Source organism: Pantoea sp. S-LA4 (assembly GCF_054482835.1).
The window spans coordinates 2,780,064-2,793,709 of the sequence record NZ_JBTLRC010000002.1 but is presented as its reverse complement, the minus strand read 5'-3'; the positions used below and the strand labels follow the sequence as shown (position 1 = coordinate 2,793,709).

The 13,646-nt window shown below is 51.7% G+C and carries 15 protein-coding genes and 1 pseudogene; 3 read left to right on the top strand and 13 right to left on the bottom strand.

The genetic code is table 11. The features are described 5' to 3' along the window. Positions 1-7: 7 nt before the first annotated feature. The 3 genes from ACX3P5_RS13850 to ACX3P5_RS13840 are packed head-to-tail and all read right to left on the bottom strand — an operon-like array spanning position 8 to position 3,143. Positions 8-790 carry a transglutaminase family protein gene (locus ACX3P5_RS13850; protein WP_458968854.1) on the bottom strand — a complete coding sequence of 261 codons (783 nt, stop codon included), beginning with the start codon at positions 788-790 and terminating at the stop codon, positions 8-10. Further along, on the bottom strand, positions 787-1,713 hold the full coding sequence (locus ACX3P5_RS13845) for an alpha-E domain-containing protein (protein ID WP_458968853.1): 927 nt from the start codon (positions 1,711-1,713) through the stop codon (positions 787-789). Before ACX3P5_RS13845 ends, ACX3P5_RS13850 begins: the two co-directional genes overlap by 4 nt. After that, a complete protein-coding gene (locus ACX3P5_RS13840; RefSeq protein ID WP_458969187.1) occupies positions 1,707-3,143 on the bottom strand; it encodes a circularly permuted type 2 ATP-grasp protein in 1,437 nt (478 codons plus the stop codon). Before ACX3P5_RS13840 ends, ACX3P5_RS13845 begins: the two co-directional genes overlap by 7 nt. Before the next feature lie 284 nt (positions 3,144-3,427). Here ACX3P5_RS13840 and ACX3P5_RS13835 point away from each other — a divergent pair. Continuing rightward, positions 3,428-3,637: pseudogene (locus ACX3P5_RS13835) on the top strand (hypothetical protein); the annotation flags it as partial. A gap of 73 nt (positions 3,638-3,710) precedes the next feature. On the opposite strand, the gene oxlT reads toward ACX3P5_RS13835, so the two are convergent. The 10 genes from oxlT to ACX3P5_RS13785 form a co-directional block, all read right to left on the bottom strand. Then, the gene (gene oxlT / locus ACX3P5_RS13830) at positions 3,711-4,985 is read right to left on the bottom strand and encodes an oxalate/formate MFS antiporter (RefSeq protein WP_336755780.1); all 1,275 of its coding nucleotides are present in this window, start codon (positions 4,983-4,985) and stop codon (positions 3,711-3,713) included. A gap of 976 nt (positions 4,986-5,961) precedes the next feature. Continuing rightward, positions 5,962-6,399 carry a hypothetical protein gene (locus ACX3P5_RS13825; RefSeq protein WP_458968852.1) on the bottom strand — a complete coding sequence of 146 codons (438 nt, stop codon included), beginning with the start codon at positions 6,397-6,399 and terminating at the stop codon, positions 5,962-5,964. Further along, the gene (locus tag ACX3P5_RS13820; RefSeq protein ID WP_458968851.1) at positions 6,399-6,836 is read right to left on the bottom strand and encodes a hypothetical protein; all 438 of its coding nucleotides are present in this window, start codon (positions 6,834-6,836) and stop codon (positions 6,399-6,401) included. The genes ACX3P5_RS13825 and ACX3P5_RS13820 overlap by 1 nt, the downstream gene beginning before the upstream one ends. A 1-nt stretch (position 6,837) precedes the next feature. Further along, positions 6,838-7,482, bottom strand: coding sequence for a nucleotidyltransferase domain-containing protein (locus ACX3P5_RS13815; RefSeq protein WP_458968850.1), 645 nt, complete (start codon positions 7,480-7,482; stop codon positions 6,838-6,840). A gap of 208 nt (positions 7,483-7,690) precedes the next feature. Then, positions 7,691-10,012 (bottom strand): primase-helicase zinc-binding domain-containing protein, encoded by a 2,322-nt coding sequence (locus tag ACX3P5_RS13810; RefSeq protein WP_458969186.1) that lies wholly within the window; start codon positions 10,010-10,012, stop codon positions 7,691-7,693. A gap of 14 nt (positions 10,013-10,026) precedes the next feature. Then, a complete protein-coding gene (locus ACX3P5_RS13805) occupies positions 10,027-10,368 on the bottom strand; it encodes a DUF5375 family protein (RefSeq protein WP_458968849.1) in 342 nt (113 codons plus the stop codon). After that, positions 10,355-10,621 (bottom strand): hypothetical protein, encoded by a 267-nt coding sequence (locus ACX3P5_RS13800; protein ID WP_341575404.1) that lies wholly within the window; start codon positions 10,619-10,621, stop codon positions 10,355-10,357. The genes ACX3P5_RS13805 and ACX3P5_RS13800 overlap by 14 nt, the downstream gene beginning before the upstream one ends. Next, positions 10,618-11,145 (bottom strand): host cell division inhibitor Icd-like protein, encoded by a 528-nt coding sequence (locus ACX3P5_RS13795; RefSeq protein WP_458968848.1) that lies wholly within the window; start codon positions 11,143-11,145, stop codon positions 10,618-10,620. Before ACX3P5_RS13795 ends, ACX3P5_RS13800 begins: the two co-directional genes overlap by 4 nt. Positions 11,146-11,169: 24 nt before the next feature. Then, complete coding sequence (locus ACX3P5_RS13790; RefSeq protein WP_458968847.1) at positions 11,170-11,406, bottom strand: hypothetical protein; 237 nt, start codon at positions 11,404-11,406, stop codon at positions 11,170-11,172. Continuing rightward, entirely contained in the window at positions 11,403-11,660 is a 258-nt protein-coding gene (locus ACX3P5_RS13785; protein WP_264250130.1) for a helix-turn-helix transcriptional regulator, read from the bottom strand. The genes ACX3P5_RS13790 and ACX3P5_RS13785 overlap by 4 nt, the downstream gene beginning before the upstream one ends. Positions 11,661-12,169: 509 nt before the next feature. Here ACX3P5_RS13785 and ACX3P5_RS13780 point away from each other — a divergent pair. Together ACX3P5_RS13780 and ACX3P5_RS13775 are read left to right on the top strand one after the other, a co-directional pair. Continuing rightward, positions 12,170-12,886 carry a hypothetical protein gene (locus ACX3P5_RS13780; protein ID WP_458968846.1) on the top strand — a complete coding sequence of 239 codons (717 nt, stop codon included), beginning with the start codon at positions 12,170-12,172 and terminating at the stop codon, positions 12,884-12,886. Beyond that, positions 12,883-13,134 carry an ogr/Delta-like zinc finger family protein gene (locus ACX3P5_RS13775; RefSeq protein WP_458968845.1) on the top strand — a complete coding sequence of 84 codons (252 nt, stop codon included), beginning with the start codon at positions 12,883-12,885 and terminating at the stop codon, positions 13,132-13,134. Before ACX3P5_RS13780 ends, ACX3P5_RS13775 begins: the two co-directional genes overlap by 4 nt. Positions 13,135-13,646 lie beyond the last annotated feature (512 nt).

Sequence of the window (13,646 nt, the reverse complement as noted above, 5' to 3'; positions counted from 1 at the left end):
GGTCAATTTACATCATTTGTACCGCGGCAATCGCGCACATATCTTCGTATCCACCGCCAATGCGTAAACCGCGTACCGGACAGGCATCCAGGTAATCAATACCCACAGCAAGTTTAAGATGTTGATCAGGTATACGGATATTGTTGGTAATGTCAAAGCAGTGCCAGCGGTCTTCCACCCAAACTTCGGCCCAGGCATGGGTCGCGACATGTGCAGAATCTTTGCTGTGCAGGTAACCGCTGACGTAGCGTGCCGGTATATTCAGGCTACGGCAGCAGCTCAGAAAGACATGAGTATGATCCTGGCACACTCCACTACCGGCGGCGAAAGCCTCAGCGGCACTGTCGGTCACAAGGGTAGAGCCAGGGGTGTAAGGCATCCTGAGCAGCAGGTCTCCCATCAGATTTTCCAGGGTGGTCAGAATCGCCTGGGGTTGATAATAGCGCAGGGCAAAAGCCTGAATCGCCGCATCGGGCTGGGTCAGCGGACTGTGGCGCAGGAAAACTAGCGGCGACAGATGCCCCTGAGCCTGATCTTCAATGCCGTGTTCAATCTCCACCACGCCATGTGCCTGAATGGTGATGGACTCATGCGGTTCATCGAGTGTCAGCACATGCATGATGTTGCCGAAGGCATCAGTGGTGCAAACCGCCTTATCCGGTAAGGTCAGTTCCCAGGATAGTATGCGTTGATGAGACGATTCCTGAGGCGTCAGCCGCAGGTACTGGATACTGCGTTGCACCGCCTGGTCGTAGCGATAATGCGTGTTGTGCTCAATGCTAAGTTTCATTGCGCCTCCAGATAAGTGTGATGAATACTTTCGGCGATCTCGTTTAACTGGGCGAGAAAGGCTTCCAGCCAGTTGTTCAGCCCGATTCTGCTGAGGTCTTTCATGGAACTGAAGCGCAGCTCGGCGTGCAGGATGTGCGCCAGGCGGCGTGGCTGGTTTGCACGGCCACCTATCAGCTCCAGTTGCTGAACCATATCGTTGATACACGCCAGCAACGAACGCGGCAGCTCGTTGCGCAGGATCATCAGTTCGGCGATGGTCTCCCGGCTCAGCGGCTGCTTATAAATACTATGGTAGGCTTCGCGCGCGCTTACCGCCTGCAGCAGTGTGTCCATGCGGTAATATTCGCGCACCGGATCGTCATCAATATCCATCAGTCTGTTTTTCACCTCCAGCAGACGGGCAGTGCCATCAGCCCGTTCCAGCAACGTCCCGAGACGAATAAAGTGCATCGCGTCACTGCGGAGCAGGGTACCGAACATGGCACCACGGAACAGATGAGATCGCTCTTTCACCCAGTCAAAGAAGGCATCGGCACCGTCTGAGCCTATGCCCTGACGGCGTATCGATTTCATCGCGATCCAGGTGGCATTGATACATTCCCAGACTTCGGATGACAGGCTGCCACGTACCGCATGCGCGTTGTTCCAGCCCATCTGCAGACAACTAAAAATGCTGCTGTAATTCCGGCTATCCAGGGCGAAAAAACTGACCAGATTGGGCATCGTCAGTGTCAGGTTGGTCTCAGCATACAGCTCGCTGGTGCTGGTCAGGTTGAGCGGTACCAGCAGATCATGATTACCCCCATTGCGGATTGGCATCATCGACAGCTTGTTGGTGACGTCCAGTACCCTGGCGATATTTTCTGCCCGCTCCAGATAGCGGGCCATCCAATAGAGTTCACTGGCTGTCCGGCTCAGCATATATCATCCTCCAGTACCCAGGTGTCCTTGGTTCCGCCGCCCTGTGACGAATTGACGACCAGCGAACCTTCCGTCAACGCTACGCGGGTAAGGCCGCCGGGCACCAGTCGAATCTCCGCACCACTCAGCGCAAAGGGTCGGAGATCGATATGACGTGGGGCCAGGCCGTCGTTGACAAAAGTGGGACAGGTGGACAACGCCAGCGTGTTTTGCGCGATATAATTCTGCGGACGAGCCAGCAACAGGTCACGGAAGTGGGCGAGCTCAGCTTTGTTCGCGGCGGGTCCAATCAACATGCCGTAACCGCCAGCACCGTGAACCTCTTTCACGACCATTTTTTCGAGGTTGGCCAGCACATACGACAGCTCATTTTTATGTCTGCACTGCCAGGTTGGCACGTTATTGAGGATCGGTTCTTCCTGCAGATAAAAGCGCACCATATCCGGTACGTAAGGATAGATTGATTTGTCATCAGCTACGCCAGTGCCGATGGCGTTGGCCAGGACGACATTGCCAGCCCGGTAAACCGACAGCAGTCCCGGTACGCCGAGCATGGAGTCCGGGCGGAATGCCAGCGGATCGAGGAAGGCATCATCAACCCGACGATAGATGACATGTATTCGGCATGGCCCGGCAGTTGTGCGCATGAACAGCATGCCATCCTTAACGAACAGGTCGGCGCTTTCAACCAGCTCAACGCCCATCTGCTGGGCCAGGAAGCTGTGTTCGAAGTATGCGCTGTTAAAGCGGCCTGGGGTCAATACCACCACGGTGGGATCGTTAATGGGTGAGCTTTCGCGAAGCGTTTGTAGCAGATGCGACGGATAGCGTTCTACGGGAGCAATACGTTGCTGCGCAAAGAGTTCCGGATAGAGCCGCATCATCATTTTACGGTTCTCCAGCATATAGGAGACGCCGGAGGGGGTACGCAGGTTATCTTCCAGGACGTAATATTCGCCATCACTGTTGCGCACCATATCTACGCCAACAATATGCGCATAGATATTACGGTGAAGATCAACCCCTTGCATACAAGGTTGATACTGTTCGTTAGCCAGAACCTGTTCTGCCGGAATGATTCCCGCCTTCAGAATATGTTGTTCATGGTAGATATCGTAGAGAAAGGCATTGAGTGCCTGCACACGCTGGCGAATGCCGGCATCGAGCATGGCCCATTCGGCGGCCGGTATAATACGTGGCACGCTGTCGAACGGGATCAACCGTTCAGCACCATTATCGTCATCGTAGACATTGAAGGTAATACCTACCCGGTGAAACAGGAGGGCGGCTTCTTCCCGCTTGCGCTGTACAGCCTGATGATCAGCCTGTTGCAGCCATTGCCAGTAGGCGGCGTAGTGGTCACGGTGCTCACCTTCAGCCAGAAGCATCTCATCAAAAAAGGGTGAAGCGGAGAGATTGATATTCAGCATCGTCACCTCGCAGACGTTAAAGGCTGTCAATCTACTCAAGCATAAAGTGTGCCAGCATCTGAAGAAGCGAAACGGTGCAAAGCGGTAATGTTGCAACGTCCAATGCCCTTTTTTGGTGCAGGCTCAGCGCGGGAGTGTCTTAATATGGCGCTTAGTGTGCCGTGGTGGAGAAAAACCACCTCCGCCATAAGGATTCCGATCTTAGCTGGATCCCCGCGGAATCGATCAAACCTATCGAAGTGGTGCGCGGGCTAATGTCGTCCTTATAAGGCTCCGATGCGCTGGGCGGATACTCCATCTGGAATACAGGCGAGTCGTATAAGGTGAATAAAACGGTAAAGATCCGGGCAGGGGTGCTGAATCTGACCGATAAAAAACTCAACCGTGACGACTATAGCGATAACGAAGATGGCAGCAGGTATTTCGCTGCGGTTGATGATAGGTTCTGGCCGGGACGGTTGAGGTCCCGGCTGTTTTCTGTGTCCGCCGTCTGACTGACGGGATATTTTCAACGGCACTGCACGTAGTGGGGAAGCTGTTTTACGAGCTTTGTTCACTACCCGATAATCAGTGTGAAAGATTATTTTGCGCGTGCAGGAATCGCGTACGCCAGGGCTTGAGCACCCATAACGCCAGACCCGCGGTGATAAAGTCGAAGGTAATAGCGCAGCCAAAGACCAGGTGCCAGTTATGGGTGTGCTGATACATCAGTGCCGCCAGCGGACCGCCAAAGATTGCGCCGATACCCTGTGAGATATACAACCAACCATAGTTCGCTGAAGCATTTTCACTGCCAAAGGTGTCGGTCAGTGTGGATGGGAACAGCGAGAAGATTTCACCCCAGCCAAAGAACACTACGCCTGAAAGCAGTACGAATAGCAACGGATCTTCGCGGCAGGCAAGCCACAGCGTCATCGCAACACCTTCCAGCGCGAAGGCAACAAACATGGTATTTTCGCGGCCGTAGCGGTCAGAAATAAAACCAAACAGTGGGCGTGTTAAACCGTTCGTGAAACGGTCGATAGTCAGCGCCAGGGGTAGCGCGGCCATACCGAAAATTACCGCCTTGCTGATGCCGAAGTCTTCGGCAAAAATTGCCATCTGCGAGGTCACCATCAGTCCCGATGTCGACATCATGGTCATCATGATGAACATCAGCCAGAACAGTGGCTGGCGCAGCATTTCTCCGGAGCTGAACTGGCGCTGGTCCGGCACAGGCGACGGTATTTTGTTGACCGACTTCGTCATGCTGGTTTCAGGCAGTCTCAGGCTTTGACTGGCGAGAAAACCCACGGCGGCAAAGAGCAGGCCAAATAGGGTCATTGTCTGTTCCAGCCCGTAGCTGTTTAGAGAAATGGAAATCGGGAAGGTGGTAAAAATTGCCCCCATGCCGTAGCCCGCCGCCACGGTTCCGGCGGCAAAACCGCGCTGCTGTGGAAACCACTTCATTACCAGTCCCACCACGCCGATATAAACAATACCCGTACCCAGTCCGCCAAGGCAGCCATAGACCAGATACAGTGAAGTCAGGCTGTTGACCCGGGCGGCGATTACCCAGCTAAATCCCGCCATTAGTGTACCGATAGAGATCAGCAGGCGTGGACCAAAACGCTCTACCAGCCGACCCTGGAAGGGTGAGAAGAAGGTCTGCAAAATAATCAGCAGCGAGAACGTTACCTGTAGTTCCGCCAGTCCCACGCCGAGTTTGGCAATCATAGGTTTGGTTAACAGCGTCCAGACATACTGCGGGCTGGAAATTGACGCCATGCAAAGTAATCCAAGCAGAAGCTGTACCCACTTGCTGTTTTTCGCTATTACCACCGGTTCGCTCATCAAGGCCATTGTCTTTCTCCAAAATTACGCTTTGCTCTGCTTAACCACTTTTTTGTCGAATTGCCTGCTAATGCTCAATCCCCGGAACCTTCATCCCGATACGCAGATGTAGACGTAAAGCCATTAGCAGGATGTGTGCCAGTTTGAAAAAGTCATTAAATTCAATTGGTAATGGAATGATTAGGGAAGTGAATGTTATGGAGTGCAAAAAATCAGTGCGCTGAGATGGTGCGTAGGAGAGGGTTGATTGCCAGAAAAGCCATCCGGTACCTTTTGATTTCCAGGGTGATGCACTAATTGATTTCCGAGATGACGCACTAAAGACGTTTATCGAAAAAGTTGACCAAGTGCCTGAAATTCCCGGATTGGGGGTACAAAAAAGCCCGCAAAGCTTGTGCCGTGCGGGCTTTCAGGACTTCGATGAGGTTTTTGGTAACCATCAACCAGGCTGGCGGAATCTGAACAAAAATCGCAAGCTCATGTATTTACATGTTTTTATCTAATTCAAGTTTGTTCCGTGTACCTAAACGTGTACCAATTATTAGATCTCACATCCCGGAGCGGCACGGCAAGGATAACGAATTCCCCGCGCTAGACCCAAAATAAAATAATTTTAGAGAAAAGTGTTCACACTGTTCACTTCAGGATTTTATTTATTAAATTCATAATGTTAGGTGGTGAATGGTTTGGGGCGGGATCTACACTAGTATGCAATAAAAGTGATCTCTCAAGTGAGGATACTAAATATGGCCTTAACCGGCTCAAAGCATGAATTTATAAACTAAAAATGTTGGCAGCCATTTTTCAGGCCATTATCATATAGCGTGGTCTTTATGGTGTTATTCATTCGGTTTTTAAGCAGCATGCTCATGCTCATGCTCATGCTCATGCTCATGCTCATGCTCATGCTTGTTTAGTTTGGCAATTTATCATGAATTAATATCGTACATTTATATCTTCTCCTAAATATTCCTGTATATTAACCTCAAACGATTACTAATGATGCAAGACTGACCAATGCTAAACATACATATGGCCCCCAAATTAGCCATCTTTTAAGAGTGAGGATTTTTTTTAAATCTACTATGTTGGTCTCAGTGATATTGATTTTAATTCCTTCATCTGGTAAGTGTAAATCAGAACCTACTAATAATGTATTTAAACTGTTTTCTATTTCATGAGAAAAAGAGATCATTTTGTATTCAATTACTCTTATGCCGCATTCAAAAATAAAAATTGGAAATAAAATAAGAAAGCTAATTACAATGACGCTGTGGCTGTTGTTTGTGTATGCATAGCTCAATAATGCACCCCAGATAGTAATTCCCCACATTCTAACTTTCCATGCAGTTTCAGCATTGTTCTTAGCAATTGATTGGGTTAACTCCCAAGCCTTTAAAAGAATATCCTTCTCTATGTTCATTATATAGCCCATCTTTTTGTAATAGTTGAAAGTAAATTTAGTAGTGCTGTTTTTTTATCTATGTTCTTATGATCTAATGCCATTAATTCAATAACGAATGGAATCATATGATTGACGACAAAGTTGATGATGTCATCATTGTCATCCGTGTATGTTTTGTTACTTAAAGGGTATGGGGCAGAGAGGCTTAACTGAAGTGTTTCAATAAGAGATGTGTAATCTGTTGGGACAGGTTTTTTAGATGTGTTTATAATTCTTAGAGTTGTCTTTAAATTTCTGAATTGCGTTTTAAAAATATGGCTATGTGTTTGCTCAACTAAAGTTTCAAAAATGAATTTAATTTTTTTTCTTAGTTTGCTTATATCGCTTGATGGTGAGTTATCGAATTCGTAAAAAGTTTCTGATAAGTTTGTGTACATCGAATCGTTAATTATCATATTAGTTCCTTATAAATTTAAAAGACTCTTTAATTAAGTTTTTTGCTGCCGCTGAGTTGGGTGATAACTTTAATTTAATATTGATTTCTCTAACACTGTAATCATAAAAATCTTGAAGGAGGATAAGGTTGTTGGATACGCCTATGTTATTTGCTTTTAATTTTATACATTCTCTCTTGTTGAACTCATAAATTCCTTCTTCGGCCAAGCTGAATATGCAGAAATTTTTCAACAGAGGATATAGGTTTACTAAAGCAGACAAGTAATATCCATTCAAGAATTCGAGATCTCTATAAATAAGTGCTTCATTTTTAATTTTATTAATCTCATCTGCGAATGATTTTTTTACTTTGAAGGAAGAAGTAAGTTCGCCCCATTTTGATTCGCAACCATCAATAAGTTTTCCTTGCTCAAAAATATGATAAAGGAATAGGCTGCCTTGGTTGTAAAAATTATTAAATGTTGCTGTGTCATACGATATAAAATTAATTGGCAGTTCAGGAATATCAAGGTCTTTTATTTTGTAAATGGCCTTGCCTTCCGGGTAGTTGTAAAGCAGAACGTCAATATCACTATTTTTATTGTAATCACCCCTCGAAACTGAACCGAATAAAATAGCGAATGACTCTTTTTCAGTACTAAACATAGCAACTCTCAATAGTCAAAACTTGCTATAAGATTATTGTCGTTAACGATTTTTTGACGCATCGAAAACAACGGTGTCAGAACCAAAAAATACAATGTGTTGCGACTTCCAGCTCATTGCATTTTCATACTCTATTTTTTTCAACTAGAAATCAATAGTTGCTTAATGGTTAAAGAACCGGCTCATGCCGGTTCATATATTGCGGGAGTTAATGGCTACATGTGGGGAGCCAGTCGGCCTCGCTGTCCTCATGCAGAGTGAGATTGGTCTGGACACCATTATTTGTCCTGCGCTTCAGCAGTATGCGCTCATACTCCTTTAGCGTCTGCGGCACCGCCTGGCCGAAAGCGGTCAGGCTCAGCGGATGTTGATGGCCACGTGACTCCATAAACGACAGGTAGGCGTGGTAGAGATAGCGCTTCGGATTCAGCGGGCGGATATTGGCGTTACCCATAAACATACCTGTCGCAGTGCTCATCGGCATCAAATAGCCGCAGAAATCAACCAGCGGATCGGCCTGTCGTTTGATATCCAGCGCCTCACCGGAAGTCTGCTGCGCCTGCAACAGCTCGCGGGCTTCATCTGGCGACGCGAAGCGCTGCATCAGATGACGAACAATCACGGCCAGCTCGGTGCTGATTTTGTCCAGTAACTGCGGGTCACGCTCCTTTGCCGGTATCACTTCCGGGAACGTCAGAATAACCCGGCGGCGCGACACGCCGCCGCTGCGATCGCTGAAGCGCATCGGGTTGTTGTTCACCGCCAGAATGACCGCCGGGATGTGCGTTGAATAGGCGTCACGGTATTTGGGGTCAATTGCAACGGCATCGCCGCCGGTGATCGCCTTGATACCCGCGCCGTCGCCGCTCCATTTCTCCTGGTCAGGGAGAATAATCAGTGAGAAGCCCACCACGCTGGCGCGTTCCCGCGACGATTCCAGCGTGTCGATAGTGGCGGACGTGGTGTTGTCTTTTCCGGCCAGCAGAGTGGCTATCGAGGCCATGACACTTTTACCGCTGCCGCCGGGGCCGGTGACTTCGAGAAACATCTGCCAGTCATAGCGGTTTGCCAGCACCATAAATAACGCCGCGAGAATGCGCTCCTGCTTGTCGTGATTATGCCCGGCGGCCCGCGTTAACCAGCGCCAGAAAGCCGGGGCGTGGTCTGCGAGATTTTCACCAGGACGTGGCGCGGTGTAGTCCACACTGTTGACGGTGCGCAGCCAGTGCTCGCGGCGGTGCGGACTGAAGGTGCCTGTTGTGGTGTCATACACGCCGTTACGGAAACCAATCAGGCGGCGGGACGGTTCACCCATCTGCGGCACCATCAACTTGAGCGTGTCCAGCACGCTGCCGATACCGGCGGCCGAGAACGGTGCGCGCACCTTCTGAAACAGCGCGGCGATTTCCCGGCGCAGCGTCTTCGCCTCCATCACCTGCCATGCGCCGTTCTCATAGCGGCATATTTCCTCTCCGACCGGCGGCACGGCCAGCGCCTCCCCGTAATGGGCGACCAGCAGCTCTGCCTTCTGGCTGGCGCTCATGGCCTTCAGGTCGGCCTCGCTGACGGATTCAAACGGGCTGAGCGGCTTCGGCTGCGTGAAATCGGTGAGCTGCGCCAGTGTGGCGATGTCGCCCTGCGCCTGCCACACGTCGTTCCAGTCACCCGTAACCGGCGGCAGTGCGGTTTTTCCGCCACAGGCTTTTGCCGCTTCCTCTGCCTTTAACTGGCCGGTGCCGTTGTCGTCGCGGTCGGCGGCAATCAGCATCATCGCATCAGGGTGTGACTCACGCAGCTGCTTTGCCAGTGAGGGCAGGTTGTTGGCGCTCAGCGCCACGTATACCGCCTCGCCGGTCAGCCGGTGCACGGTCAGGCCGGTTGCGTATCCTTCAGTGAGCCACAGCGTTTTGCCATCCGGCTCGCCAGCCAGCCAGTATGTGCCTTTTACCTGCCCGCCGGGCAGTGTGCGCTTGTCGCCTGCGGCGCTGATGAGTTGCACGTTAACAGCCGTGCCGTCTTCGCCGGTCAGCGGGATGAGCACATCCCCGGTGGCAAAGCTGATGCCACCACAGCGCAGCGCATCAGAAAGCGTCAGCGCTTGCGTACCGTGCAGCCCTTTAGCTAAAAGGTAGGCGTTGTCCGTGCGGCTGACGGCGGCGGCTATAAGTGCCTGTGCCCGTGCGGCTGCGGCTGCGTCTGCCTGCGCGCGGCTTTTGTCTGCGGCTTCATCATGCATAACCGGGGCTGACTCCGGCAGCGTGCCGAGCATTCCGGCCACCTTCATGGCGGCCTCTTTAGCGCTGATACTGAGCGCCTTTTCCACCAGGTTAAGGCCGTCACCGGCCCCGCACTGGTTACACAGCCACGTTCCGCGCCCGTCCTGATTGTCAAAACGGAAGCGGTCTTTACCGCCGCATGCCGGGCAGGCACCGTGTCGCCCCCCGGCGAGCACGCTGATGCCGAGGGCAGGCAGAAGCTGCGGCCAGAATCCGGTGGCCGCCTTTACGGTGTCAGAGACGATATGTTTCATCTGCATGTTCTCCCTCAGTGCAGCGTGATGCGGCTTGCGGCCGCAAGCTGGCTGCGGAAAAGTTCATCCATCATGGTGACGCCGAGCTGCGTCAGGCGCGGCGGCGCGGTCAGCAGGTCCGGCTCAACCATATCGCCCAGCATGGTGCAGGCCATCTCCATGCCTGCATCCGGGCCGTGACGGCGCACATAGAAGCCTTCCAGCTCAAGGGCGATAGTCATCTGAAGCTCATCGAGTGTGGCTGACACGGTAATGCCGAAGCTTTTGCAGGCATTCAGATAGCCCTGCGCCAGCGCGCGGCGGAAAACGGCGGTGCGTACCTCAACGGGCAGGCAGGAGTGATTAACGGTCATCATGGCGGGCCTCCGTGGCTAACATGCGGGATTCACAGGTTTCAACAACTTTACCGAGCTGGTCGGTGAGCAGGGCGACGACCGAGGCAAGCGCCGCGCCGTCCGGCACGCAGCCGCGCGCGTTCAGGCAGTTCACCGAGTCGAACATATTGAGTACGGTCACGCCGACCGTGTGCGCGTGCAGCAGGCGCAGATAGTCAGCGTGGGGAATAGGGTAGGTGTCATGGTTATTCAGGTGTTGAGAAAGGGTATTCATGCCGCCACCGCCTTAACCGGCAGACGACCGGCAAAGGACAGGACGTAATCACGGGCGAGGCTGGCGCGGGCGCTGCGCTCATCGCCGGCTACAGTGCGCAGCATGCAGGGACGGGCGGCGGCATCAGTGCGTCGCACGGCGGCAAAAATAAAGGTGAATTCGGGGTGAGCAGCAGTAAGGGCCGTTGTCATGAGGACAATCTCCATTGAGTAGCGGTTAACGCCACCACCGGAGCTGCAAATCTCATGGGTGGTGGCCCGAACGGGGTTTGCAGTACCGGCCTCAATGGATACCGGCCAGCCCGAAGGCTGCCCCGCCCGGGCCACCATTATTTGACAGCGGCTGCGGTCTAAGAACCACAGCCTGAAAAATGGGTAAGCCAGAGCAATGACACAAAAAAACACGCCTGGCGCGTGCTGTGTCGCCATTGAGTTACACGGGCTGCAAATCCCGGCTGCCGATTTTGCGGCAGCACGAAAACTGTATAACGGTCGCTCGCCAGAGAAAAGCCTTTTTTTAAACATCGGGGCTATTTCCTCAGCAACCGGTCAGGACGTGATCGGATTGCGGCGGATTTGATCGGAATTCCCGGTTCTCTTTTTTCGCCCGCTGCCTGGCAGGCTTCGCTTTTTACTCATAACGGAGATGTGACCGTGCATTCCGCTGGTAAAGGCCGGTGCGGTTGCTGGTCTGCAGCTGAGGGCTGCCGTCAGGCTTTCTGCGACAAAGGCGGCTTCTTCGCGGGTGAGCGGAAAGCCTTTTGTGCCGAAATTCAGCGTAATCATGCTGCACCCCCGGCGCGCTGTGCGATGCGGGCCTGCATCCAGCCGTCAATCTCTGACGCCAGCCAGGCGACGTTTTTACCGCCGAGGGAAATCTGCGACGGGAACTGCTCCCGGCTGATTAAGTCGTAAATGGTTGAGCGTGAGAGGCCGCAGGTGCTGATGACTTCCGGCAGGCGCATGAAGCGGTCGCGCGGGAAAACTGCGTCGCGGATTGCGGGAATGGCGGGAGCCGGTACGGATGAAACTGCGTGCATGGTGTTACCTCATTATGAGTCCGGCCGGTGCTGTCCGGTTCCGGTGGTGTCTTCAGGTAACTCCATATTTTGTTGATATTTTTAAGCGTGGCAACAGTCCTTCTTAGTGCAAAAAATAATCATTCATGAGATTCAGTGCAGTGTAATGCATTGAGTTGCATCCTGTTCTCTTTATATTAAGCTAAGTCATCTTTCGTTGATTATTAATAGATAAAAACAATGAAAAGAGGCTTACCAGAGAAAGGCTGGATTTCCGATAAGTGAACACTAGTTAATACCCAGTGAATACTTCATTTTAAAGTGTTCATTTCTTTACTTACTGTATTTATTATCTTTTTTATCTCAGTGAATACCAGTGAACAGTTATATAAGAAATATCATCAGTTAAGAGGTCATCCCTTATCGGTTATGCCCTTGTTTGTTCATCGACAGGCGGAAAGCAATGAAATGCGCTGTCCTGTGGTACACGACAGAATGGCCTCATCCTTTACAGACGATGAGAGACAATCATGACCACCACGGAACAGAAACCTGCATCACTGGAACGCTTCGAGAAAGCCCGCGCGGAACATACCGAAAGGATGAAAGCCTATAACGGCATCTGCGCCGATATCGCCCGCTGTGAAAAAGAGCAACAGGCGGCCATCGAGGCAGGAAAAGAAGCCGAGAGCAACTGGCGTATAAGTTTCCGTAACCTGCGAGGCAATCTCACTGACGAGCTGCGTGCCGAACATTCTCAGCGCATCGCCAGTCGGGAACTGGCCGATGAGTTTGGCGGGCTGCTAAAAGAGCTGGCGCTGGATAAGCAGGAGGCAATGCTGAAATGCTGCGGCAGTGGCAAAGAGTACGTCGAATCACACAGCGCGGCGTTTACCGGATTTGCGGATGCACACTGGCAGTCAGCGCTGCGTAACGTGAGCCCGTCGCTGTTGTGGGCTATTAAGCTGCGTGTCCGCCGTGAAGAACTTTCCCCGACGTTTGCCGGTGATGACCGGGACCGGATTAAGGACGTGGCTTATCTGGTTGGTGAAGCGCTGACACGGGCGGCTGTGGCCCTGCCGGACAGTGTAATGGAAGAGGCACCGCTACTGGAAAATATTGGTCTGTATCGCCCGCCGTTAACAGGTATTGATATGGAGCTTTACCGCCATCCTATGCGCCGCCAGAAGCTGGCTGAATCAATCCGGGCGCAGCGTGCAAAACTTCAGGAGGGCAGCCAGAAATGATGCACTGTCCTTACTGCAAAAGTGCGGCGCACACCAAATCGAGCCGCTATATGTCCGAACAGGTGAAAGAGCGTTATCACCAGTGCACTAACCTAGACTGCTCCTGTACTTTCAAGACGAATGAGAGCATCACAAAGGTGATCACCGCACCGCCACAGCCGGAGAAAGTACCAGAGGCACCACCGGAACCAATCAGGGAACGCCAGACGCTGGGCCGTTATGGTTCTGCATTCCGCCAGGTTCATTAATCCCCCCACACAGCCGCTGCACAACCAGCGGCTTTTTTGTATTTACTGTCTGTCTTTCTGAAGCCTTTTTCCTGGCGAGCCGCTTTGTAAAGAGCCGTGCATGCATAGCGTGCATGGATCTGCATGCAAAACCATGTACTGCTTTCCCTTGCTTAGGCCATGCCCGGCGCGGCACGGCGCGCATTATGCAGTTGCATGAAAAGCGATGCATAAAGCGGGCAGGCGTGGCGGGGATAGCATTGCGCGCTGACGTCGTGATTCTAGTGGATGAACATAATTGTTTTAAGCGGGTAATGTTTCGATAAACACTCTGAAAGGGCATCGATAGGCTACGGCTGATGTGTTGATAACGTGACGAATGTCTTAATGGGACTTGAGAGGGCTATCCCAACCGTTCATTATAGCCCTGCAACTTTACAGAATGAGACCATGGCAGTGATAGTGAACAATAATCATTCATTTGCTTTCGTGAACTTGGTATGCTCAGATTACAAGTTCTTTGAACCCTCGAA